The sequence below is a fragment of the Paraburkholderia sp. SECH2 genome (genome assembly GCF_030464795.1).
Taxonomy (GTDB): domain Bacteria; phylum Pseudomonadota; class Gammaproteobacteria; order Burkholderiales; family Burkholderiaceae; genus Paraburkholderia; species Paraburkholderia aspalathi.
This window is the reverse complement of the sequence record NZ_JALPRH010000001.1, coordinates 906,888-928,131: the sequence shown is the minus strand read 5'-3', so window position 1 is coordinate 928,131 and position 21,244 is coordinate 906,888. Positions and strand designations below refer to the sequence as shown.

The following is a 21,244-nucleotide window of genomic DNA, read 5'->3' as shown; positions in this document are numbered from 1 at the left end:
GGATATCCAAGATGTCTCAGATGACGTTGCAAACGATGCCGCTAGACTTCATAGCAAGATTCGCGCTTGCGCGACTGCGCTGAAACTTGCCGGCGTTGCAACTGCGGATTCGCCTGTCGCGCGTGAAGTTATGTTCTAGTGCATCGGCGCGCGATGCGCACGGGAAAAATTGCTATTGACTGCAAGGAACGAACGGGCATGTTGTTCGGGAACCCGTCTAGAATGCCGGCTTGCATCGCATATCGAAGATAAAAATGCAGCGCTTGATACGCACTGCCCGCCGTACTGCCTGCTTGTGAGACTTTACTTCCAATGACAATAACTCGAGGCACGCAGCCGTATGCTGCGCCGCACACACCTGCACTGCATCTCAAAGCGATTGCGCCACGGGCCGCGCGATGAACCAGTATGACCCAAAGCGCGGTATCGCGTTGTCGGTCGGCGCGTCGGCGATGTTTGCTTTACTGTCCGCTTACGCCAAGCTGCTTGCGCCGTTGAGCGGTCTCGACATTTTCGCGTGGCGTATTGTGTGGACTGTCCCCGGGGCGCTATTGCTGATCGTGTTGCGCAAACGCCTGCCGATTCTCCGGCAACTTCTTTACCGCATGGTGACGGAGCCGACGCTCGGCGCGGCGATGGTTGTCAGCGCGGCGTTGCTTGGCGCGCAACTGTGGGTGTTCCTTTGGGCGCCGCTGCACGGGCGCATGCTCGAAGTCTCGCTCGGCTATTTTCTGCTGCCGCTGGTGATGGTGTTGGTGGGCCGCTTCTACTATCGCGAGAGCCTCGACGGTCTGCAGTGGCTCGCTGTTATCTGCGCGGCGTTGGGGGTTGTGCATGAACTGTGGATGACGGGTGCCTTTTCGTGGCCCACCTTGCTCGTCGCACTCGGCTATCCGCCGTATTTCGTGCTGCGCCGCAAAATCAACCAGGATTCGCTCGCCATGTTCACCGTCGAAATGGCGCTGCTGTTGCCCGCGGCGGCGGTGTTCATCGTCATCGGTGGTTCGTTGACGATGATCGGTGGCCGTATCGACATGTGGTGCTTATTGTTGCCGGGACTCGGCGCGCTCAGCACCATCGCGCTGGCTTCGTACCTGAAGGCAAGCCGTTTATTGCCGGTCGCTTTGTTCGGCATTCTTGGCTATGTCGAACCGGTGTTGCTGGTGTTTGTCTCGATCACGCTGCTTGGCGAGACGCTCAGCGCCGCGCAGTTAGCCACGTATGTTCCGATCTGGATGGCGGTTGCGCTGACGGCTTTGCATAGCGTGCGGCTCATTCGGTTTGCGCCGCGTTGAGTTTCGGCCACTGGATCACATGCCGCGGTTCAGCGATGCGCTGCCGCACGATCCGCATTGGTACGCGTTGCGCCGACCTGTGCCTCCATCGCTTCGCGCAGCGCCGGCCGCCAGCCAAAACCGAACAACGCTTCAGCGAGAACGAATAGCGGGCCGATCAGCAGACCGATCACATCGTCGACAAATGCCGGCTTGCGATGCTCGTAGGCGACGTGGCCGATGAACTGAAATACCCAGCCGACTATAAAGAGTCCGATGCCGGAGGCGAGCCAGGTGAAGGTAGTTTGCGCGGCGAGCCACTGTCCGCACGCAACGCATAGTACCGATACGACTGCCATCATCACGCCGAGCGGCACATCGAGTACGAGGTAATAAACGGTCGCCGCAGCAAACAATACCCATGCGGGCGATAAGGCAAATGGCAGCGCGCCGAAGCTGAAAGCAGGCCGGCTCAACAACACCGCCAGCGCGAGCACGATCATCGGAATGCCGATGAAATGCGTGGCGATATTGCGCCGGTCTCGATGGTAGGCCGCGTATTGCGTAAGCTGTTGCGTCAGCGTTCTCATGGATGCCGCTCCTCAATCAAAGCCAGCATAATCGCGGGCAGCGGAATTTGAAACCATCGGGTAGCCGACAATCGGGCACGGATACCGTTCTATGACTGCGAGTTTTTCATCGAATGAGCTTGCCGTGCTGCTTGAACGCAGCGCGTGGTTTCGCTCGGCGCCCGCTGCCATGCGGGCTCAGCTGATCGAAGCGGGGCGTGTCGAGCGCCTCGCGGCCGGTGAACGGCTGTTCACGCGCGGCGATTCCGACGACGGCCTCTACTGCGTGCTCGACGGTCTCGTGAGAATCGGCGCGGCCAGCTCGGCCGGCAAAGAGGCGTTGCTCGCGGTCATCGAGCCGGTCAACTGGTTCGGCGAGATCGCGCTGTTCGATAATCGGCCGCGAACCCACGACGCGTATGCCGAACGCGATTCCGAACTGTTTCATGTGTCGCGCGCGGCGCTTGCCGCACTGCTCGAACGCGCGCCCGAGTATTGGCATGTCTTCGGTTTGCTGTTGACGCAAAAGCTGCGCCTCGCTTTCGACGCCATTGAAGAAGCGGCCTTGCTGCCCGCCGCACCGCGCGTGGCGCGGCGCCTGTTGTTGATGGCAGGCGGCTATGGCGAGCCCGGCGCATTGCGGCGCGTACTCAAAGTGCCGCAGGAGGATCTCGCGATGATGCTGGCGCTGTCGCGGCAGACGATCAATCAGGTGCTCAAGCAGTTCGAGACGCAGGGTGCGTTGAAGCTCGGCTATGCGGAAATCGAAATCACCGACGTGCAAAAGCTCAGGGCGCTGGCTGATCTGAATCCGGCCGCGAACTGATCGCCTCGATTTACGCGCAAAGCGCGGCCTTGCATCCCCTACACGTCCACTCAAACGCCGCTGCATCTTTATAAGCATTTTACGGCGCAGCCCTATTTCTTTGGCGATTCGCTACACCAAGCCCGGTAAGGTCGATGTACCCCGGTCAGGAAGCGAACCTATGCATGGAAATAGCGCGCTGGATGGTGTCCAGGTACAACGAAATCTTCGCCGCAAAGCCGGCCTGAAGGTGATGTTCGCGGCGATCGTCTTCTCGTTCGCAGCGGCAGCGCACGCCGCCGACGCGCAGTCGGCGTTGCCATTGCCGTTAGCCACTCCAATTGTCGCGAGCGACGCAGCGCCTGATGCCGGCTTGCCGGCGCTCAGCGATATCACCGCCATGCTGCGCGCGCAGTTTCGCGTTGCGCCATTGGAATCCATGAAGATCGCTCGCGCGGTATTGATCGAAGCCGAGCGTCAAGCCATCTCGCCGGTCTTGCTGCTTGCCGTGATGTCGGTCGAGTCGAGTTTCGATCGCCACGCGGTCAGCATCGCGGGCGCGCGAGGGCTGATGCAGGTCTTGCCCGCTGCGCATCCGCAATTGATTGCGGGCACAACTGACTTATCCGATCCGGCAATCAATGTGCGGATCGGCTCGACTATTTTGCGCGGCTACCTCGATCAAAGCGGCGGCGATCTCGACGCCGCGCTCGTTCGCTACAGCGGCGGTGGCCGCGGTTACGCGCAACGCGTCGTGCTACGGATGCAGCGTCTGGACGCAAGTTTGCGCCACGAATGACGAACTCATTCGCGGCGCATTCCTCCTCGGGCCCTCTTGTCGTCGCTCCAGCTCTTTAGCGCTTTAGCTCATCGCTCCGGCAAACTCGGCGCGCAGATCCTGCAGCCTGTCGCGCGCGGTGCCGAGACGTTCGACGAGTTGTGCCGACGCGCGCGTAATCGGCATACGTGTTTCGTCTGTCATTGAATGATCGAATGCCAGCATCGCCTTGATCGCGGACGGATTGGGTGCGGCGAACAGCAGACGCAACACGGGCAGTAAGCTGGCGAACAGATTACGCTCGTCCAGGTCGCGATCGACGCGGATCAATTCCTGTACGGCAACCAGCAGGTCCGCGCAAACATGTGCGCTCGCCAGAATGCCACCGGTGCCGCCGCTGTGCAGACAGTCGTCCAATGCTTCGTCGGTGCCGCATAGCACGCTGATCGGCAGGCCGCGCAGCTTGCTGAAATGGTCCTTCACGCATTCCTTGATCGCGACGATGTTGCTGTATTCGACCAAACGCGCAACCGTTTCAGGCGCGACCGCCACACCGGTTCGATGCGGCACGTCGTACAGAACGATAGGGCGTTCGGTGGCGAGTGCGGCCTGTTCGAAATGCCATTGCACGCCGGCTTGATCCGGACATACGTACGAGGGTGGAGACACGAGATAGCCCGCGCAGTCCCAGCGCTCGTAGCGCTGAATATCGTGCAGGACGTCACGCGTGTTGGCGCCGCCGACGCCGATCAGCATCGGCAGACGCGAACCGATTACATCGGTCAGCGCCTGCAAGACGGTGAGGCGTTCGGATTCCTGTAACAAAGCGGCTTCGCCCGTCGTGCTCAAGGCGACAAAACCGCTGATCTCCGTGCGCAGGTAATAGTCCGCGAGGCGCTGCAACGCGTCGACGTCGACTTCACCGTTGCGAAACGGGGTGACGATGGGCAGCCAGATTCCTGAGAACATGATTAGCGCGCCTTTGCGACGGCATGGCGGCGCTTCAATGGTCCGATGAGTGCTGCTGGGAGTGTCGAGATCAGCGTATGCAAGGTGAAGTCGAGGTCGTCGAGCGCAATGTCGAGTTGCACGCGCACTTCTTCGCGCACGGCCTCCGTGCTGACCACATACACGCCGAGCGGCGAATGAAGCAGTGTGCGGAGCTGGGTGCCAGGAAGATCGTGCGGGGGATGAGGCAGAGTGATCTGCAAGCGGGCGCGAGCCGCGGGGAAGGGGATGACATTGTTGCGCTGGACCGGCGGCGCGCTAAGCGGCTGCGTTTCGAATTTGTCGATTGATTGCGTGAGTGCCATTTGATGCGGCGTTCATTGACGCCATGGTTGATCAAGACAGTTCGAGATTAGACGTCTACGGGTAAACGCAGTGCAAAAATTGGGGTATCCGCTGAAAAAATCACGGGGACTAGACGAGTTGCTCGAATTGCATCAGCCAGCAGCCGTGCTGGTAATTTAACTGTGCGTGGGCTTCAACCCTGTCCATATGACACGCCCATAAAAAAAGGCGAGTCGTGAGACTCGCCCTCCCTGAACGGCAGAGTTCGGCTTCGATTAACTACAGATGCCTGGCCGGTGCATGCCGAATACCGATCACGTGTTATTGCGTTTTAGTCGTGTCGGTCTTTGCGCCGTCGGCTTTTGCCGGGGCATTGCTGGCCTCTTTCGCGCTCTCCGTCTTTGTCTTGCTTGCGCTTGTATCTACTGCAGTCTTCTTGGCGGCCTTATGGGTCTTTGCCGTGTGGCTGGCGGAAGCCTTTTTCACATGCGCTTTCGTCGCGGCCTTCGTCGGCGCTTTGGTCGTGGCGGCGCCTTGGTCCGTGGCGCCCGTTTGCACGGCGGTGCTCGCCTTCAGGTTCGCTTGACCGGCGGGTTGCGTTTGCGCAGGTTGCGCGGCCGCCGGTGCTGCGGTTTGTGCGAATGCGGTCGACACGACGAGAGCGGAAGCGAGAGCAGCGAAAAGCGTCTTCATGATGTAACTCCTGGTTAAACCGGTTGTTCTTTGTGTCGCGGCTGAAATGTTTCAGCGCTGCCGGTTTAACGTTGGCGGGAAGACAGCAGTTGACGATGCTCTGGTGACAAAACGTAACGGCGGATACATATCGGGGTCCTGAATCAACCCGAAGCGGTTTCGTGTTTCAGCCGCGAAGATAGCGGGGAAAGCCGTACCTTCGCGCCTGAGCGATTGCGCGAACGCACTATTGAAACGGATTCTGCACGACGCCCGGCTTCGTATCCGGCTCGTCCTTCACTTTCGCCGGCAGATTGGTCTGTGCCTGCAGCGCGGCCACTACCGCATCGATCGCTTCCTTCAGTGCGAGTGCCGCCTTCAGTCCGCGTTGGTCTTGCGTCAACTCCAGCGTACCGTTCAGCACCACGCGCGTGGTGCCGTTGCTGACGGTGAGTGCATCGCCCTGGATGTTGAGCACGTCGTCATCGTTCGAATAGGGTTTAAACACCTTTTAGTCCTCCCGGTCGCTGATCTTTGAGGTTCTCCGGAATGCCCGGAAAACGGATGCCCGACGCTGCCTCGAGTTCGTGAATCGTCCTGATGTCGTAGCGGTTGGTCGAGACGTTGTCCACCACCACCGCGAACGCCATCTGCCGCGACGGCACGTAGACCACCTTGAACAATTGCGTCGGCACGAAGACGCGCGTCGGTCCAATCGTCTGCAATTGCTGGCCACTGAAAATCGGCCCGGTGACGACATAGGTATCGTTGTACGACATCGCGATCTTACGCACCGACGTTTCGATACGCGCCCACAAGCGCTGATTGTTCTCGCGATTTTGCGGCACGACGTTGGCCAGCGAAAACGATTGTGCCATCGCTTCCTGATTCCAGCGATTGCCTGCCGGACTCATATGACCGCGATCGAAGCCGCTGCGTTTATAGTCCGCGAGCGTCGCACCTTCACCGTCGGGCAAACGCGCGTCTTCGAAGAACTTGTTGGTACGCACCATGTCTTTCGCGGCTTCGATATGGTCACGCGTCAGATGCTCCGAAGACCATAGCGGACCATGCGTGATACCCGAATGCAGCACCGCGAAATCGCTATAGCAAAGCATGCGCGTTTTCGGCGCCATCTTCTGATTGGTCAGAACAGGCCATTGCGCATTCGGGGTGAACTGGGTGCAGGAAGGCGCCGCACTCGCGTGAGCGGCAACGGCGAACAACAGACAGGCAAACCACTTCTTCATGGGTGGGTCAGTTGAGGGATCGGGGGCGCAAGTATAGCGTCGCGAGCCGGTGTCGAGCGAGGTGGAATGCAGAAGAACTTGAGGGAAGGAAGTGGCTTTTTCGCAGTGCCCGCAGCGATGAAAATGCAGCGAGCGGAAGAAGCCGAAGAAGCACAGCAAAAACCGCTGCACCAAAAAAAACGGGCCGCTTTGCAGCGACCCTAATGCGTGGAATTCAAACTCTACTCACGCAAACTTAAGACGGACTTAAGCGCGGAACGCGGAGTGCGAAAGCGTGGACCGACGGTCGAACGCGCACACGAATCCACCCACCACGCCCGCAGGCGGCGTGTTTTGGATGAGTGGAAATTTCGACCGACGAAAAAAAAGCGCCGAAACCTAATTGCCGAAAACACTGTGTTCGGCGTGCACGTTCTGCCGATCGACAGCTTGCAAGCGCCAGAAACCGCTGGCCGGCGCGCGTGTCGGCAAGGCTGTCCACGCTGCGGCACCTTGCGCCGCGCTCACGCGTTGTTTGCGATCGACATGCAATCCGCGCAACGTGCACAGCGGCGCATCCGTGCTCGGTGCACAGAGGGTCGTCACGCCATTGTCGTCGTGTAACTCGCCCCACGGGGGCAGATCGATCCCTTGATGCGCTTCCCTCGACCACCGATGTTCGTCGGTGTCGAGCCATAACACAGCGTAGTCGTGGCTGACGGTGGGATCGGAGCCGTTGATGAGGATGGTCAGGCGCATGGCAGCTCCGTACAAATTGCGAAGTAATGCCTTATCAGTCTATGTCGCGACGCGTGTTATGCAAGGCGAAAAGGTACGGCGATCGGGCACGAAAAAAACTTACGCCCGGCGCGCACGGCTGTACGATAGCCGCGTCGGAAAGACATTCGCGGAGGCGAGCCATGCTGCGTCGATTGCTGCAACTCACGATGATGGCAGGGTGCCTCGGCGCGATATCGACGCTCAGTGCAGCCGCGGACAGCACCCCCTTCGCCGCGCCCGCGCCGATCGTCTATGTATCCGACTTCGACCTCGACGTGGCCAACGTGACGCCTGACAGCGGACCGGGGCAACGCGTGCGCCGCCTGCGCGGTCTGTTGCCGAGCGGTCCGGGACCGATGGGCAAGGACAAGAATCCGCAGGACCACGCCAAGGACATCGTGAACGAGATGGGCGACGCGCTGACTGCGGACCTGAAAAAAGGCGGTGTCGACGCGCGCCGTATTGCGCCTGGGCAGCCGTTACCTGCAACGGGTTGGCAGGTGCGCGGCGTGTTTCTGAGCGTCGACGACGGCAATCGTCTAAGACGTGCAATGGTCGGTTTTGGTGCGGGTCAGAACAATATTCAGGTGGCGGTGTCGTGCGATAGCCTCGCGACGGCTGATTTGCCGCCGCTCTATGAGGCCGTCGAAGAAGCCGACAGCAAGGGAAAGCCAGGCGCGGCGATCAAACTCAATCCGTACGTAATCGCGGCGAAGTTCGTGATGGCGAGCGGCGACGAGAAGAAGACGATCGGGAAGACAGCGCAGCAGATCTCAGATGCAGTGATTGCCAAGCTGCACGGGGTGGCGCAGTGATTGATGCACTGCTGCCCACCCCGACGCAATGGGCAAGCCGTTCAGGCCAGATCCAGCGTACCGGTCAAATCACCAAGCGGCGCCAGGCCATTCTGCGCAAAAGCCCGATCACGTGCGACAACCCCATCGAGCGGCGCCAGCCCATGCACCCGGCTAATCAGGCGAAGAATCGAATTGGTGTCGTACACCGTATGATCGACATAGCCCTTCTTCGCCAACGGCGAAATCACTAACGCTGGAACCCGCGATCCCGGCCCCCAGCGATCGCCCTTCGGCGGCGAGACCGGGTCCCACCAGCCGCCGTTTTCATCGACCGTGACGACTACGACCGTATTGGCCCATTGCGGGCCGCGCTGAATATGCTCGATCACATTTGCGACGTGACGATCCCCCGATGCGACATCCGCATACCCCGCGTGCATGTTCAGATCGCCCTGCGGTTTGTAGAACGTGACGGCCGGCAAACGTCCTGCATCGATGTCGGCAATCAGCCGATTGGTAGACGCATCGTCGCCGAGGCCCGCATCGCGCAGATACTTGCGCCGCGCGGCGGTGCCCGGCGCGTAATTAGTGAAGTAGTTGAACGGCTGGTGGTGGTACTGGAAATCAGGCACGGCACCCGTGTCCTGATGCTCCAACGCGTACTGCCACGCACCGCTGTACCACGCCCAGTCGACGCCCTTGTCCGTCAGCCGGTCGCCGATCGTCGCGTAGTTTTGCGGCGGCATCACGCGCGGATTCGACGGGTCGGCGAGCGCGGGATTGCCGCCTTCGGCCGGACGCACGCTGCTTGGTTGGTAGGGCGGCGCCATCGTGTTGACGGCGTAGCCGTCGGCGGTAAACGCGCCATCGTTGACGAACTTCGGCGGACCGTCGAGCGCGGACGCCGGCGAATCGGGCGCCAGTTTCAGCCGCACGCCGGTCGGATCGTCGCCGTCCACCACCGAAACCATCTTCTTCGCCGGACTGTTGTGGATGTCGGGATAGAACGGTGCCTGCGCCGAGATCAGGAAGATGTGGTTCAGCCACGATCCGCCGAAAGCCGCCATGAAGAAGTTGTCGCACAGCGTGTATTGCTGCGCGAGGTTCCACAGACGCAGCGTGTCGGCGGAATTGCGGTAGTGTCCCATTACCAGGCCGCCGGAGTCGCCCCATGCGGCGAACTGGTTGTTGCGCCCGGCGTTGATCTGCATCTGGTTCTGATAGAAGCGATGCACCAGATCGCGCGTGATGACGCCATTCGGCAACGGTGCGCCTTGCGCGTCGGTAATGTGGAACGGGCCGTTGCGCAGGTTGGCAATATCCTTCTGACCGATCATGTAGCGCTTGCCGTCCACCTCCTGCGCTTGCGGCACGAGGCCACCCCAGATTGCCGGCAGGCGCGGCAGCGGCGTCTTGCCGTCGCGGTCGAGTTGCAGATAACGCTCGGCGCTCACCGCATCGAGCGGATGCTGGACACCCGGAAAGTTGCCGTACAGATTCGCGAAGCTGCGGTTCTCGGCGTAGATCACCACGATCTGCTTGACCTGGTCGTGTAGCGCGGCGTCGAGCCGCATGTCGGCGGCACTGCGCGGCGCCATGTCGCTCGCGGTACTCTGGTCAGTTTTGCACCCGGTTAGCGCCAGCCCGATACCGACTGCCGCGAGTCCGGTCAGGACACGGCGGCGTTCAGGATCGTCGGGGGTGTCGTCGGGGTTCGGTGGCAGGGTGGAGTCGTTGTCTGTCATCGGTATCTCTCGGAGTTTGCGTGACGGGTGCTTCACCGCCAGAAAGCTAGCGCTCGGGGCGGCGTGCGCGCGGCACCGGGTTCAAAATCGAGGTAGCCGGAAGGTCCGGCACGGCTAGGGTAATCGTCGCTTCACGCGCCAACTGTTGTGCGTCGAGTCGACGGCGAATAGAAGCCAATGTTTGGCGTCCACTGGATGACGCCGCTGCGTAGCGTAACGGTCAACGGTCAATTCGAGTTCGTCGAAAGTCCGCCGATGGCAAGTGGCATGCGCGCCGGAGCCGTCTGCGAATTCGACTATGGCTGCCGCCGCGCGGGCCGGCTCGGGCAGGTGCGCGATTTGCACTGCGCAGCCCGGATAAAGATGTGAGTCGGCAACCTGGATCTGTACGGAATCGGACATGAGCGTGGCCTCCGGACGCCTGGCGCGAGCCAATGCGCGGCAGTGAGACCTCGCGCGATGGACCGCATCAAAGCATAGCACCGCGCGAAACGAAAATGACCGCCGTGTGCTTCGCGCTATCATGTTGATCTGTATCCGATGAACAGCAGAGACAACGGCAAAGACGGCAGCCAAGATGGCAAAAGAAGAGCAGACAGGAGCGGGACGCAAGCACGCGAGGCCACGCGGCGCGACAGTTTCGACTCCGCGAGACGAGGCGGCGCGATCCCTGGCGGACAGCGCCGATTCCCCCGATTCCACCGATGAAGAGAGCAGCGGCGGATCGACTTATCTCGTGCCTGGGCTGGAGCGCGGCCTGCGCATCCTCGCCGAATTCAGCGCGCGCGAGCCGATTCTGGGTGCGCCCGAATTGTCGAAGCGCATCGGCATTCCGCGCACCACCACATTTCGTCTGCTGCAAACGCTCGAAGCTTTAGGCTTTCTCGAGCGGGTGAACGGCGATCGCTATTTCCGGTTGAGCGTCGCAGTACTGCGGCTCGGTTTCGAATATCTAAGCTCGCTCGAACTGACCGACGTTGGCACGCCGATTCTCGAACGTTTGCGCGACGCGACTAGCCTCAGCACGCATCTGCTGATCCGCGATCAGCGTGACGTGGTGTTCGTCGCCAAAGCGCAAACCCATGAGCCAATGTTCAGTTCGGTGAAGGTGCATGTCGGCACGCGTTTGCCCGCGCATGCCACGGTGCACGGCCAAGTGCTGATGGGCGATTTGAGTTTCGAAGAATTGCGTCAGTTGTATCCCGAGCCGCAGCTCGAACGCTTCACCGAACGCACGCCGGCGACCGTCGAAGAACTGTACGGAAGAGTGCGCGAAAGCGCGGCGCTCGGCTACGCGCTGAGCGAAGCGTCTTTTGAACGTGGCATTTCAGTAGTGAGCGCGCCGGTGCGCGACCAAAGCGGCAAGATCGCGGCCGCGTTGACGGTCACCATTCCCCGTTCCGATATCGGCGAAGCGGAAGAACGCGAACCGCTCATCATCGCGGTTTGCCAGGCTGCGCTCGAATTGTCCGAGCGGCTCAGCTATCGTCCGCGGCCGGATGATCCGACCGCGGCTCAAGCGCGTCGCAGATCGGTTGCGGCGAACTGACGTCAGAACGAGTGGTGGATACCGGTCAGGAAAATCGTCTGGTTCCGGCCGCTCGACACACCCGCCGTAAAGAACGCGGCGTCCGTATTCGAACCCGCGCGCTCATACAGCGCATTCACATACAACTGCGTCGATTTCGATAGCGCGTAGATGTCGCCGATCTCGAACTGCGTCCAGCGATGGCCGGCCATCGTCGTGGTCGCGGCGCCGCCGGCGACGCTGTTGAACGGCGTGAACTGATAATTCGCGCCCACGTCGTAGCTCTGATACGTATCCGAATGGCCGGACGATTCCAGCTTCACACGCGTGTACAAACCGTGCACCAGCAGCTTGCCGAACTGGTATGACGCGCCCGCGCCCATGTTCTCGACCTTGGCCGCCGTGTAGTTAGCCGCCGCGACACCCTGGAAGCTGGTGATGCCCGTTGTCACGATCGACGGCGTACGATCGTGCTCATTCGCATAAGTCGCGCCCGCCTTGAACGGACCGTTGGCATAGCTAAGCGCAAAGCTCAGTGTCTTGCCGGTCGAGAAGTTGGTCGTGTTGCCGAGACCCATCATCGCGCCGACCGAGAAACCGGCGAAACTCGCCGAGCGGAACTTCACCGAGTTGTCGAACGGCACCACGCCGGTGTCGGCGAGTTCGTCGATGTTGCCCGGGTGGAATGCGTACCAGCTCGCGGCCAGATAAGCCGTGCTCAGCGGACCCAGCACGTCGAAGCTGAACGGCGTCTGATGGCCGAGCGTCACCGTGCCGACCTGGTCCGAACTCAATCCGACAAAAGCCTGGCGATTGAACAGCGTGCCCGCTCTGGCGAATGCTCCCGTGTTGGTATAGAAACCGTTTTCCAACTGGAAAACCGTCTTCAGACCACCGCCCAGATCCTCGACGCCCTTCAGGCCCCAGCGGTCCGGCTGCATGTTGCCCTGCTCCTCGATCCACTTCGAATGGCCACCCGCATTGCTGATGTACGCAATACCGGCATCCAGGCTGCCATAGAGCGTCACGCTGCTTTGCGCCCAGGCGCCGGTCGTTGCGCAGATTGCCGTCAAGCCGGCCGCCGCAATGATGTGCTTCACCGTTGGTTCTCCTGATCACACGACGGATAGCTCGCGCCGATTTCGTCGTCCCTGATCCTTGCTTTGGGTTGAATGCAGTTTCGGGTTTATGCGCCAAAACTGCTCCGCTTTATGTTCCACCTATGGGCGTCTGTATCGCCTATGGAAAATTATAGTGAGTCTGGAAGTGGTCAAAATAAATTTTCGGACCCCGTACAAACCCGCATGAGGGCCACAGCATTTGTCTGAAAATTATGGGCAAACCCACGCCCAGAGAGGCTATCAAGCGAAAACTGCCGTTCACGTCAGTTCACACAAAGCTGTGTTGCGAATGCCACAGTCGGTGTTTTCCCCTACCAGCCCAGATTTTTATTTTCTCGAGCCAAAGCCACTCCTATAATTATCCATACACGAACTGATGTTCCTTGTATGGAACATAAGGCTTCAGGAGAAGGCGAGAAATGACTGAACAATGGCGCTGCGCCGGCCATGCCGGCGACCTGTCCGACGACGCGCCGCTCGAGTTCAAACTCGACGGCACGGAAATCGGCATCTACAAGGTGGGCGATGCGCTGTACGCGCTGGAAAACGTCTGCCCCCATGCGTACGCGCTGCTGACGCAGGGCTTTGTCGACGGCGACACCGTCGAATGCCCGCTGCACGAAGCCGTGTTCCATATCCCGACCGGCAAATGCCTGAAAGAGCCGGGCGGCCGCGACCTGAAGATGTACTCGGTACGTCTCGCCGGCGAAGAAATCCAGATCAAGGTGGAATGACATGTCAGAACACATCGTGAACTTCAATCCCTTCCTGAAGCCGTGGCTCGCGCCGCAGCCGAACAACGTTGCCGGCAAGGGCGTGATCGAAAAGCCGGGTGAGACCGAAAACTTCATCTGGCAAACGCGCAAGGCTGAGCCGACCCAGTACGAAAACGACTTCGGCGATGCGCTGGAAAAGGTTTTCGAAGCCGGCGCGAATGAGTTGCAGGAAGTCGTTGACGGTTTGAACCGCGTGGGCTTCCGTACTCCGGAAGGCAATGCGTGGAACGCCGATCGCCTTGCCGCCGAATTCCGCCTGCTCGCTGAATAAGCGCGCTCTCCCGCACACGTCTCTTCGCTTTCGCATCCGGAGTCTTTTCATGACGTCCCCCAATACAACGACTCAAGGCGCGGCCGACCCTATCCAGTCTTATCTGAACCGCGGCCTGCGTAATTACTGGTATCCCGTTGCACCGAGCTGGCAAGTCGGCGACGCGCCGGTCGGCGTCACGCGCCTCGGCGATCAGATCGTGCTGTGGCGCGACAAGGAAGGCAAAGTCCGCGCGCTTGAAGATCGCTGCCCGCACCGCGGTGCGCGTCTGTCGCTCGGCTGGAACCTCGGTGGCAGCGTCGCGTGCTGGTACCACGGCATTGAAATCGACGGCGGCGGCACGGTCACGAAGGTGCCGGCTGTCTCGAACTGCCCGCTGGAAGGCCAGAAGTGCGTGAAGTCGTATCCGGTCGAAGAGCACGCCGGCGCGATCTTCCTGTGGTTCGGCGACGACGCCCATAAAGAACCCACGCCACTAGTGTTGCCGGAAGAACTGGTAGGCGACGAGTACGCGAACTTCCTGTGCATGTCGAACTGGAAGTGCAATTACCAATACGCGATCGACAACGTGATGGACCCGATGCACGGCGCGTATCTGCACGCAACGTCACATTCAATGGCCGAAGGCGACAAGCAGGCCGACATGCGCGTGCGCAAGACCGAAACCGGTCTGATGTTTGAAAAGGTCGGCCAGCGCGACGTGAATTTCGACTGGGTTGAGCTCGGCGAAACCGGCGCGCTGTGGATGCGCCTCGCGATTCCGTACAAGAAGAAGTTCGGCCCCGGCGGCAACTTCGGGATCATCGGCTTTGCTACGCCGGTCGACGAAAACAACTGCCAGGTTTACTTCTGGCGCACGCGCAAGGTGTCGGGCTGGCAGCGCGACGCATGGCGCTTCATGTATCGCAACCGTCTGGAAGGTCTGCACTGGGCCGTGCTGGAACAGGACCGCTATGTTCTCGAAAGCATGGCGCCGAATGCACGCGAGCACGAATTCCTCTATCAGCACGACGTCGGCATGACGCGTGTGCGCCGCATGTTCCGTCAGCGCGCGCAGCAGCATTTCGCTGAGCTGGATGCCTATCACGCTCAAGCCGCTCAGGCCGGCACCGCGCAAACCGAAGCAGCAGGCCACAGCCATGCATAACGAAGCGTCTCCGGCATTGGCTGCACTCCATGGCAGGCGCGTCCTCGTGACGGGCGGCGCGCGCGGCCTTGGCGCAGCGTTCGTTCGCTCGCTGGCGCAAGCCGGTGCGCAAGTCGTGTTCGGCGATGTGCTGCATGACGAAGGCCGGGCGCTTGCGGCGTCACTGGTCGAGCAAGGTCACGCAGTGACGTATCTGCCGCTCGATCTTGCCGACCCCGCCAGCATCAAGCAGTTTGCCGATCGGGCCGCAGTGCAACTCGGTGGACTGGACGCGCTGATCAACAACGCGGCGATCACCAACTCGGGCGGCAAGTTCGCCGATGAGTTGTCGATCGAGACATGGGACGCCGTGATGAACGTCAACGTGCGCGGCACGTGGTTGATGAGCACCGCCGCATTGCCGTATCTGCGTGATTCGGGCCGCGGCAGCATCGTCAACATCGCGTCGGATACAGCGATGTGGGGCGCGCCGAAGTTGCTCGCGTATGTCGCGAGCAAGGGCGCGGTGATTTCGATGACCCGCTCGCTGGCGCGTGAATTTGGCGCACATCAAGTGACAGTCAACGCCATCGCACCCGGCCTCACTGAAGTCGAGGCCACCGCCTACGTACCTGCCGAACGTCACCAGTATTACCTGCAAGGCCGCGCGCTCACACGCGCGCAAGTGCCCGACGACGTCACCGGGCCGGTGCTGTTCCTGTTGTCCGATGCCGCGCGCTTCGTGACTGGCCAGTTGCTGCCGGTCAACGGCGGCTTCGTGATGAATTGATCTTGTCGAATCGAAAGGAGAAAGAGATGGCGGACGCCGAACTCGAACGCAAATCGTGGGAACAACCCGCGGACGCGAGCTTTGCACAATGGTTGGACAGCCGCGTCGCGCGCCTGGAAACGCGTCGTTACGACTGGGACGCGCTGAAGTTCCAGGCCGACTACGACCCGAAATATCGTCGCGCGCAAATGCGCTATGTCGGCACGGGCGGCACGGGCGTCGCGAAGGACATGAACACGGTGCCCGCAGGCGGCTTCACGTTTTCGACGATGGTGATCCCGGCCGGCAACATCGGTCCGAGCCATATCCATATGGATGTCGAAGAAATCTTCTTCGTGCTGCGGGGCAAGATGAAAGTGATCTGCGAGAAAGACGGCGAAACGTGGGAAGCGGTACTCGGTGAACGCGATCTGATTTCGGTGCCGCCGGGCGTGTATCGCACGGAAGTGAATATCGGTGAAGAAGATGCGTTGATGTGCGTGATGCTCGGTGCGGCCAAACCGATTACGCCGACGTATCCGCCGGATTCGCCGTTGGCCAAGCTCAAGCGCTAAGCCTTTAGACACCGGTATTGCTTTAAAAACACCCGCGAAGGAAATCATGTCCGCAGTCCCGTCCGCTACCGCTGATCAGAACGCTACGCTCGAAGCGCGCCTTGCACGCTTTCCCGCGCAGCAGATCTGGCTGGCTTCGCAACGCGCGGTGAGCTATCGCGACGCGGATAGCGCCGAAAGTGAAGCGCTGCCTTTGGTGCTGCTCCACGGTATCGGTTCGGGTGCGGCTTCGTGGGTGCAGCAGTTTGAAGTGCTGGGTGACAAGCGCCGTGTGCTGGCGTGGGATGCGCCGGGTTATGGCGCATCAACACCCGTAGACGCCGATTCCCCCGCAGCAAGCGATTACGCAACAGTATTAAAGGAATGGCTCGACGCGCTCGGTATTGAACGTTGCGTGCTGTTGGGTCATTCGCTTGGCGCGATCATCGCTGGTGCATTCGCCGTGACGAATCCGCAGCGCGTGACCGGTTTGCTGTTGTTGTCGCCGGCTGGCGGTTACGGCGCTTCCGCGGCGGAAGTGCGTGAAACAAAACGCGATCAACGTCTGGCCATGCTGAAAGAGTTGGGCCCGCAAGGTCTCGCCGAAAAACGCAGCACCAACATGTTGTCAACCCACGCGAGCGCCGAAGCCCACGCATGGGTGCGCTGGAACATGTCGCGTGTGATTCCGCACGGCTATGCGCAAGCGACGCATCTTCTCGCCAACGCCGATCTCGCCAGCGACCTCTCACGCTACAAAGGCCGCATCAGCGTCGCGGTAGGCGCTGAAGACACCATTACGCTTCCCGAAACCTGCGAGCGACTTGCTCTCGCCGCCGGCACCACACTGCAGGTCGTGCCGCGCGCCGGGCACGCAGGCTATATCGAAGCACCCGCCGCGTACACCGCGATCATCGACACGTTCTGCCGCGCAAGCGACGGACAACGGAGCCAATGAATGACGTCCGACACGCATGACATGGTTAGCGCCGAGCGCGACGCGGACGACGACCGCAACGACGCAGACACGAGCAGCGATATCAGCTATCGCGTGCCGGGTCTGGAACGCGGTCTGAAGATTCTGACGGAGTTCTCGCCACGCGAGCCGGTTCTAGGCGCACCGGAATTATCGAAGCGCCTGAAGATTCCCCGCACGACGGTGTTCCGTCTGCTGCAAACGCTCGAATCGCTCGGCTTTCTCGAGCGCGCCGATAAAGACCGCAACTATCGCCTCGGCGTTGCGGTGCTGCGACTCGGTTTCGAATATCTGAGCTCGCTTGAATTGACGGACCTCGGTTTGCCGATCATCGAAGCGCTGCGTAACGACACAGGCCTCACCAGCCACATCGTGATTCGCGACGGACGTGATGTGGTGTTCGTTGCCAAAGCGCAAAGCCATGCGCCGATTTTCAGTTCGGTGAAGGTGAATGTCGGCACGCGCCTGCCGGCCCATGCAACGACGCACGGCCAGGTGCTGATGGGCGACATGACGCTCGACGACTTGAAGAAGCTCTATCCGGAGCCGGAACTCGAACGCTTCACGAAACAAACGCCGGCCACCATCGACGACTTGTACGAACGCATTCGCGATGACGCCAAGCGCGGCTACGCGATCAGCGAGTCGTCGTTCGAACGCGGCATTTCGGTGGTGAGTGCGCCGGTGCGCAACGACACGGGCCGCATCGTCGCCGTGATTACGACGACGATTCCGCGCCACGAGATCGATGCGTCCCTGCTCGATAGCGGCCTGATCGACAAGGTCCGCCGCGCGGCTGACGAACTCTCGCAGCGGCTCAACTATCGGCCGACGGGTAGCGCGAACTCGGGCGCGAAATACTTTAAGGCATTGGGGCTCAAATGATTCAAATCGACTTGACCGGACAGGTAGCGGTGGTGACGGGCGGTTCGTCCGGCATCGGCCTTGCGACTGCCGAACTGTTTCTGCGAGCAGGCGCTTCTGTCGCGATCTGCGGCCGCGACAGCGAACGTCTCGCGCAAGCGGAAGCTTCGCTGAAGGCACAGTTTCCGCAAGCGCAATTGCTGGCGCAAACCTGCGACGTGCTGGACGCGGACGAGGTCGCAGCATTCGCGCAAGCAGTGCAAGCGCGTTTCGGCCGCACCGACATGCTGGTGAACAACGCCGGCCAGGGTCGCGTGTCGACGTTCGCCGACACCACCGACGACGCCTGGCGCGAAGAACTCGACCTGAAGTACTTCAGCGTGATCCGCCCGACCCGCGCCTTCTTGCCGATGTTGCGCGACGCAGCAAACCCCGCGGTGGTCTGCGTGAACTCGCTGCTCGCCCTGCAACCCGAGCCGCACATGGTGGCGACTTCGTCGGCACGTGCCGGCGTGCTGAGCCTCATCAAGTCGCTTGCGGCTGAACTCGCACCGCAACGCATTCGCGTGAATTCGATTCTGATCGGCATCGTCGAATCGGGTCAGTGGCGCCGCCGTTACGCGAAAGAAGCGCAGCCGGGCCAGAGCTGGGAAGACTGGACCGCCGAACTGGCGCGCAAGAAAAACATTCCGCTAGGCCGCTTCGGCAAACCCGAAGAAGCCGCTCAAGCGCTCTTTTATCTGGCTACGACGCTGTCGTCCTATACGACGGGCAGTCACATCGATGTTTCTGGAGGCGTTGCACGACATGTCTAATAAAACCACCGTTGGCGAACTGATCGCCGCTTTTCTCGAGCAATGCGGCGTTCAAACCGCATTCGGCGTGATCTCGATCCACAACATGCCGATCCTCGACGCGATCCACAACCGCGGCAAGATTCGCTACGTCGGCGCACGTGGCGAAGCGGGCGCGGTGAACATGGCTGATGGCCTGGCGCGCGTCTCCGGCGGCCTTGGCGTGGCATTCACCAGCACCGGCACTGCTGCGGGTAATGCTGCCGGCGCGATGGTCGAAGCGCTGACCGCGGGCACCGCGCTGCTGCATGTGACGGGCCAGATCGAAACCGAATACCTCGACAAGGATCTCGCCTATATCCACGAGGCGCCGGATCAATTGTCGATGCTGTCGTCGATCTCGAAGGCCGCGTTCCGCGTGCGCTCGGTCGAAACCGCATTGCCGACCATCCGCGAAGCCGTGCGTGTCGCGCAAACCGCGCCGAGCGGCCCGGTCAGCGTCGAAATTCCGATCGACATTCAAGCGGCCGAAATCGAATGGCCTGCCGATCTGGCCGCGCCGCACGTCACCACGCTCACACATTGCAGCCAGCGTGTCGTGCAACTCGCGGATCAACTGGCGAATGCGAAGCGTCCGCTGTTGTGGCTCGGTGGCGGCACGCGTCATGCACGTGCTGCGGTTGAACGTCTCGTGGCCTTGGGCTTCGGTGTGGTGACCAGCGTGCAGGGTCGTGGCGTGTTGCCTGAAGATCATCCGGCGACGCTCGGCGCGTTCAACGTGCATGCCGCTGTCGAGAGCTTCTACAAGACGTGCGATGCGCTGGTGGTGGTCGGTTCGCGTCTGCGTGGCAATGAAACGCTGAAGTACAAGCTGGCGCTGCCGCAACCGCTGTATCGCATCGACGCCGACGCACTCGCCGACAACCGTGGCTATCGCAACGACATGTTCATTCACGGCGATGCATCGGCCGTTCTCGAAGAACTTGCGACGCTGCTCGAAGGCCGACTGAAGGTCGATCCGACGTTCGCACCGGATCTGGTTGCCGCGCGCGAAAGCGCCGTCGCCGATGTGGGCAAGGGCCTCGGCCCGTACAAGCGCCTTGTCGACGCCCTGCAGCAGGCCGTGGGCCGCGATTACAACTGGGTGCGCGACGTCACGATCTCGAACAGCACGTGGGGTAACCGCATGCTGAAGATCTTCTCGCCGCGCGCGGGCGTTCATGCACTCGGCGGCGGTATCGGCCAGGGCATGCAGATGGGGATTGGCGCAGCGCTCGCGGGCAATGCCGCGAAGACGGTGTGCCTGGTTGGCGACGGCGGCCTGATGGTCAACGTCGGCGAACTCGCAACAGCCGTGCAGGAAAACGCCAACGTGATGATCGTGCTGATGAACGATCAGTGCTACGGCGTGATCCGCAACATTCAGGACGCGCAATACGGCGGCCGCCGCTGCTACGTCGATCTGCACCAGCCGGATTTCGCGCAGTTCTGCGAGAGCTTGAAGCTCACGCACTACCGCATCAAATCGCTCGACCAGGCCGAGGAGATCATCCGCGAAGGCATGGCGAAGACGGGCCCCGTGCTGGTTGAAGTGGACATGCTGTCGGTCGGCTCGTTCGCCACGGCGTTCGCGGGCCCGCCGGTCAAGGAAAAGGAGCCGGAACATGCGTGAGACCGGCTACGCGGGGCATCACGCACCCGTCGACGTCGCGATGATCGGCTTCGGCGCGATCGGCCAGGCGGTGTATCGCTCGGTCGAGTCGGATCCGACGGTGCGCGTGTCGCACGTGATCGTGCCGGAGCGCCATATGGCGTCGGTGCGCGAGGTGGTGGGCGCATCGGTCGATGTGGTGGCCTCCGTTTCCGCGTTGAGCAGCCAGCCGCATTTCGCGCTGGAATGCGCGGGGCACAGCGCACTGGTCGATCACGTGGTGCCCTTGCTGAAAGCCGGTACGGATTGCGCGGTCGCATCGATCGGCGCGCTGTCCGACATGATGCTGCTGGACGCGCTCTCCGCTGCGGCCGATGAAGGCGACGCAACGTTGACGCTGTTGTCGGGCGCAATCGGCGGCGTGGATGCGTTGTCTGCCGCCAAGCTCGGCGGCCTCGACGAAGTGCTGTACACGGGCCGCAAGCCGCCTTCGGGCTGGCTCGGCACGCCCGCGGAACAGCTCTGCAATCTGCACACGCTGAACGAAGAGACCGTGATTTTCGAAGGCAGCGCGCGCGAAGCGGCGCGCCTGTATCCGAAGAACGCCAACGTTGCCGCGACGATCGCGCTGGCTGGCCTGGGTTTGGACCACACCATGGTCCGTCTGATTGCGGACCCGAACGTGTCGCGCAATGTGCACCGCATCGTGGCGCGCGGCGCGTTCGGCGAGATGTCGCTGGAAATGTGCGGCAAGCCGCTGCCGGACAACCCCAAGACGTCCGCACTGACTGCGTATAGCGCGATTCGTGCGCTACGCAATCGCGCGGCCCGCTGCGTGATTTAAGACATTCGCTGATTAGCTGAAGCAAACC

General features: G+C 61.3%; 26 protein-coding genes. 16 read left to right on the top strand and 10 right to left on the bottom strand.

Translation table 11 applies throughout. From position 1 onward, the window contains the following. Positions 1–398: 398 nt before the first annotated feature. Positions 399–1,295: an EamA family transporter RarD gene (gene rarD, locus M0D66_RS04265; protein WP_200651472.1), complete on the top strand. Its 897-nt coding sequence runs from the start codon at positions 399–401 to the stop codon at positions 1,293–1,295. Positions 1,296–1,324: 29 nt separating this feature from the next. Here rarD and M0D66_RS04260 read toward each other — a convergent pair whose 3' ends face one another. Then, positions 1,325–1,864: a DUF962 domain-containing protein gene (locus M0D66_RS04260; protein ID WP_266209120.1), complete on the bottom strand. Its 540-nt coding sequence runs from the start codon at positions 1,862–1,864 to the stop codon at positions 1,325–1,327. Positions 1,865–1,955: 91 nt separating this feature from the next. Between M0D66_RS04260 and M0D66_RS04255 the strand changes: the two genes are divergently transcribed. Continuing rightward, positions 1,956–2,669 carry a Crp/Fnr family transcriptional regulator gene (locus tag M0D66_RS04255; protein ID WP_266209119.1) on the top strand — a complete coding sequence of 238 codons (714 nt, stop codon included), beginning with the start codon at positions 1,956–1,958 and terminating at the stop codon, positions 2,667–2,669. 160 nt (positions 2,670–2,829) lie between these two features. After that, positions 2,830–3,447, top strand: a complete 618-nt coding sequence (locus tag M0D66_RS04250; RefSeq protein ID WP_266209117.1) for a lytic transglycosylase domain-containing protein — start codon at positions 2,830–2,832, stop codon at positions 3,445–3,447. Between the two features lie 63 nt (positions 3,448–3,510). Here the strand turns inward: M0D66_RS04250 and M0D66_RS04245 are convergent, their stop codons facing one another. From M0D66_RS04245 to M0D66_RS04225, 5 genes are all read right to left on the bottom strand, one after another. Beyond that, entirely contained in the window at positions 3,511–4,395 is an 885-nt protein-coding gene (locus M0D66_RS04245) for a 4-hydroxy-tetrahydrodipicolinate synthase (RefSeq protein WP_266209116.1), read from the bottom strand. Positions 4,396–4,397: 2 nt separating this feature from the next. Further along, the gene (locus M0D66_RS04240) at positions 4,398–4,739 is read right to left on the bottom strand and encodes a hypothetical protein (protein ID WP_093634304.1); all 342 of its coding nucleotides are present in this window, start codon (positions 4,737–4,739) and stop codon (positions 4,398–4,400) included. Between the two features lie 301 nt (positions 4,740–5,040). Beyond that, positions 5,041–5,412, bottom strand: a complete 372-nt coding sequence (locus M0D66_RS04235; RefSeq protein ID WP_200620627.1) for a hypothetical protein — start codon at positions 5,410–5,412, stop codon at positions 5,041–5,043. A 226-nt stretch (positions 5,413–5,638) separates the two neighbouring features. After that, positions 5,639–5,899 carry a hypothetical protein gene (locus tag M0D66_RS04230; RefSeq protein ID WP_093634302.1) on the bottom strand — a complete coding sequence of 87 codons (261 nt, stop codon included), beginning with the start codon at positions 5,897–5,899 and terminating at the stop codon, positions 5,639–5,641. Then, positions 5,892–6,641, bottom strand: a complete 750-nt coding sequence (locus M0D66_RS04225) for a DNA/RNA non-specific endonuclease (RefSeq protein ID WP_200620628.1) — start codon at positions 6,639–6,641, stop codon at positions 5,892–5,894. The genes M0D66_RS04230 and M0D66_RS04225 overlap by 8 nt, the downstream gene beginning before the upstream one ends. A 66-nt stretch (positions 6,642–6,707) precedes the next feature. Here M0D66_RS04225 and M0D66_RS04220 point away from each other — a divergent pair, with 66 nt between their 5' ends. Further along, positions 6,708–6,845: a hypothetical protein gene (locus M0D66_RS04220; RefSeq protein ID WP_266209115.1), complete on the top strand. Its 138-nt coding sequence runs from the start codon at positions 6,708–6,710 to the stop codon at positions 6,843–6,845. 174 nt (positions 6,846–7,019) lie between these two features. Here M0D66_RS04220 and M0D66_RS04215 read toward each other — a convergent pair whose 3' ends face one another. Further along, positions 7,020–7,379, bottom strand: coding sequence for a DUF3564 domain-containing protein (locus M0D66_RS04215; protein WP_054034144.1), 360 nt, complete (start codon positions 7,377–7,379; stop codon positions 7,020–7,022). Positions 7,380–7,540: 161 nt separating this feature from the next. On the opposite strand from M0D66_RS04215, the gene M0D66_RS04210 reads away from it, so the two are divergent. Beyond that, positions 7,541–8,215 (top strand): DUF4410 domain-containing protein, encoded by a 675-nt coding sequence (locus tag M0D66_RS04210; RefSeq protein ID WP_211706765.1) that lies wholly within the window; start codon positions 7,541–7,543, stop codon positions 8,213–8,215. A 41-nt stretch (positions 8,216–8,256) separates the two neighbouring features. Here M0D66_RS04210 and M0D66_RS04205 read toward each other — a convergent pair whose 3' ends face one another. Together M0D66_RS04205 and M0D66_RS04200 are read right to left on the bottom strand one after the other, a co-directional pair. Continuing rightward, positions 8,257–9,942, bottom strand: a complete 1,686-nt coding sequence (locus tag M0D66_RS04205) for an acid phosphatase (RefSeq protein WP_200651479.1) — start codon at positions 9,940–9,942, stop codon at positions 8,257–8,259. A 114-nt stretch (positions 9,943–10,056) separates the two neighbouring features. Beyond that, complete coding sequence (locus M0D66_RS04200) at positions 10,057–10,344, bottom strand: hypothetical protein (RefSeq protein ID WP_266209114.1); 288 nt, start codon at positions 10,342–10,344, stop codon at positions 10,057–10,059. Between the two features lie 175 nt (positions 10,345–10,519). Here M0D66_RS04200 and M0D66_RS04195 point away from each other — a divergent pair, with 175 nt between their 5' ends. Beyond that, positions 10,520–11,491, top strand: a complete 972-nt coding sequence (locus M0D66_RS04195) for an IclR family transcriptional regulator (RefSeq protein ID WP_266209113.1) — start codon at positions 10,520–10,522, stop codon at positions 11,489–11,491. A 2-nt stretch (positions 11,492–11,493) separates the two neighbouring features. On the opposite strand, the gene M0D66_RS04190 is transcribed toward M0D66_RS04195, so the two are convergent. Beyond that, on the bottom strand, positions 11,494–12,570 hold the full coding sequence (locus M0D66_RS04190) for a porin (RefSeq protein WP_266209112.1): 1,077 nt from the start codon (positions 12,568–12,570) through the stop codon (positions 11,494–11,496). 440 nt (positions 12,571–13,010) lie between these two features. Here M0D66_RS04190 and M0D66_RS04185 point away from each other — a divergent pair, with 440 nt between their 5' ends. From M0D66_RS04185 to M0D66_RS04140, 10 genes are read left to right on the top strand one after another with little or no spacing between them, the layout of a single operon-like run. After that, the gene (locus M0D66_RS04185; RefSeq protein WP_074289216.1) at positions 13,011–13,325 is read left to right on the top strand and encodes a non-heme iron oxygenase ferredoxin subunit; all 315 of its coding nucleotides are present in this window, start codon (positions 13,011–13,013) and stop codon (positions 13,323–13,325) included. A 1-nt stretch (position 13,326) separates the two neighbouring features. Next, the gene (locus M0D66_RS04180) at positions 13,327–13,638 is read left to right on the top strand and encodes a recombinase-like helix-turn-helix domain-containing protein (RefSeq protein ID WP_200620633.1); all 312 of its coding nucleotides are present in this window, start codon (positions 13,327–13,329) and stop codon (positions 13,636–13,638) included. 49 nt (positions 13,639–13,687) lie between these two features. Further along, positions 13,688–14,785 (top strand): aromatic ring-hydroxylating dioxygenase subunit alpha, encoded by a 1,098-nt coding sequence (locus tag M0D66_RS04175; protein ID WP_093634294.1) that lies wholly within the window; start codon positions 13,688–13,690, stop codon positions 14,783–14,785. Beyond that, positions 14,778–15,554 (top strand): SDR family oxidoreductase, encoded by a 777-nt coding sequence (locus tag M0D66_RS04170; protein WP_200651481.1) that lies wholly within the window; start codon positions 14,778–14,780, stop codon positions 15,552–15,554. Before M0D66_RS04175 ends, M0D66_RS04170 begins: the two co-directional genes overlap by 8 nt. A gap of 26 nt (positions 15,555–15,580) precedes the next feature. Continuing rightward, on the top strand, positions 15,581–16,108 hold the full coding sequence (locus M0D66_RS04165) for a cupin domain-containing protein (protein WP_074289220.1): 528 nt from the start codon (positions 15,581–15,583) through the stop codon (positions 16,106–16,108). A gap of 46 nt (positions 16,109–16,154) precedes the next feature. Beyond that, entirely contained in the window at positions 16,155–17,045 is an 891-nt protein-coding gene (locus tag M0D66_RS04160; protein ID WP_266209109.1) for an alpha/beta fold hydrolase, read from the top strand. Beyond that, positions 17,046–17,948: an IclR family transcriptional regulator gene (locus M0D66_RS04155; protein WP_200651484.1), complete on the top strand. Its 903-nt coding sequence runs from the start codon at positions 17,046–17,048 to the stop codon at positions 17,946–17,948. Next, complete coding sequence (locus tag M0D66_RS04150; protein WP_266209107.1) at positions 17,945–18,742, top strand: SDR family oxidoreductase; 798 nt, start codon at positions 17,945–17,947, stop codon at positions 18,740–18,742. The genes M0D66_RS04155 and M0D66_RS04150 overlap by 4 nt, the downstream gene beginning before the upstream one ends. Then, positions 18,735–20,393 (top strand): thiamine pyrophosphate-binding protein, encoded by a 1,659-nt coding sequence (locus M0D66_RS04145; protein ID WP_266209106.1) that lies wholly within the window; start codon positions 18,735–18,737, stop codon positions 20,391–20,393. Before M0D66_RS04150 ends, M0D66_RS04145 begins: the two co-directional genes overlap by 8 nt. Beyond that, positions 20,386–21,216, top strand: a complete 831-nt coding sequence (locus M0D66_RS04140) for an aspartate dehydrogenase (protein ID WP_211706758.1) — start codon at positions 20,386–20,388, stop codon at positions 21,214–21,216. Before M0D66_RS04145 ends, M0D66_RS04140 begins: the two co-directional genes overlap by 8 nt. Positions 21,217–21,244 lie beyond the last annotated feature (28 nt).

Coding starts and splice junctions, on each gene's coding strand:
- M0D66_RS04155 (WP_200651484.1), top strand. CDS start 17,046: ATGACGTCCGACACGCATGACATGGTTAGCGCCGAGCGCGACGCGGAC.
- M0D66_RS04210 (WP_211706765.1), top strand. CDS start 7,541: ATGCTGCGTCGATTGCTGCAACTCACGATGATGGCAGGGTGCCTCGGC.
- M0D66_RS04245 (WP_266209116.1), bottom strand. CDS start 4,395: ATGTTCTCAGGAATCTGGCTGCCCATCGTCACCCCGTTTCGCAACGGT.
- M0D66_RS04240 (WP_093634304.1), bottom strand. CDS start 4,739: ATGGCACTCACGCAATCAATCGACAAATTCGAAACGCAGCCGCTTAGC.
- M0D66_RS04140 (WP_211706758.1), top strand. CDS start 20,386: ATGCGTGAGACCGGCTACGCGGGGCATCACGCACCCGTCGACGTCGCG.
- M0D66_RS04260 (WP_266209120.1), bottom strand. CDS start 1,864: ATGAGAACGCTGACGCAACAGCTTACGCAATACGCGGCCTACCATCGA.
- M0D66_RS04145 (WP_266209106.1), top strand. CDS start 18,735: ATGTCTAATAAAACCACCGTTGGCGAACTGATCGCCGCTTTTCTCGAG.
- rarD (WP_200651472.1), top strand. CDS start 399: ATGAACCAGTATGACCCAAAGCGCGGTATCGCGTTGTCGGTCGGCGCG.
- M0D66_RS04215 (WP_054034144.1), bottom strand. CDS start 7,379: ATGCGCCTGACCATCCTCATCAACGGCTCCGATCCCACCGTCAGCCAC.
- M0D66_RS04160 (WP_266209109.1), top strand. CDS start 16,155: ATGTCCGCAGTCCCGTCCGCTACCGCTGATCAGAACGCTACGCTCGAA.
- M0D66_RS04195 (WP_266209113.1), top strand. CDS start 10,520: ATGGCAAAAGAAGAGCAGACAGGAGCGGGACGCAAGCACGCGAGGCCA.
- M0D66_RS04170 (WP_200651481.1), top strand. CDS start 14,778: ATGCATAACGAAGCGTCTCCGGCATTGGCTGCACTCCATGGCAGGCGC.
- M0D66_RS04250 (WP_266209117.1), top strand. CDS start 2,830: ATGCATGGAAATAGCGCGCTGGATGGTGTCCAGGTACAACGAAATCTT.
- M0D66_RS04205 (WP_200651479.1), bottom strand. CDS start 9,942: ATGACAGACAACGACTCCACCCTGCCACCGAACCCCGACGACACCCCC.
- M0D66_RS04150 (WP_266209107.1), top strand. CDS start 17,945: ATGATTCAAATCGACTTGACCGGACAGGTAGCGGTGGTGACGGGCGGT.
- M0D66_RS04235 (WP_200620627.1), bottom strand. CDS start 5,412: ATGAAGACGCTTTTCGCTGCTCTCGCTTCCGCTCTCGTCGTGTCGACC.
- M0D66_RS04185 (WP_074289216.1), top strand. CDS start 13,011: ATGACTGAACAATGGCGCTGCGCCGGCCATGCCGGCGACCTGTCCGAC.
- M0D66_RS04175 (WP_093634294.1), top strand. CDS start 13,688: ATGACGTCCCCCAATACAACGACTCAAGGCGCGGCCGACCCTATCCAG.
- M0D66_RS04180 (WP_200620633.1), top strand. CDS start 13,327: ATGTCAGAACACATCGTGAACTTCAATCCCTTCCTGAAGCCGTGGCTC.
- M0D66_RS04225 (WP_200620628.1), bottom strand. CDS start 6,641: ATGAAGAAGTGGTTTGCCTGTCTGTTGTTCGCCGTTGCCGCTCACGCG.
- M0D66_RS04200 (WP_266209114.1), bottom strand. CDS start 10,344: ATGTCCGATTCCGTACAGATCCAGGTTGCCGACTCACATCTTTATCCG.
- M0D66_RS04255 (WP_266209119.1), top strand. CDS start 1,956: ATGACTGCGAGTTTTTCATCGAATGAGCTTGCCGTGCTGCTTGAACGC.
- M0D66_RS04220 (WP_266209115.1), top strand. CDS start 6,708: ATGCAGAAGAACTTGAGGGAAGGAAGTGGCTTTTTCGCAGTGCCCGCA.
- M0D66_RS04165 (WP_074289220.1), top strand. CDS start 15,581: ATGGCGGACGCCGAACTCGAACGCAAATCGTGGGAACAACCCGCGGAC.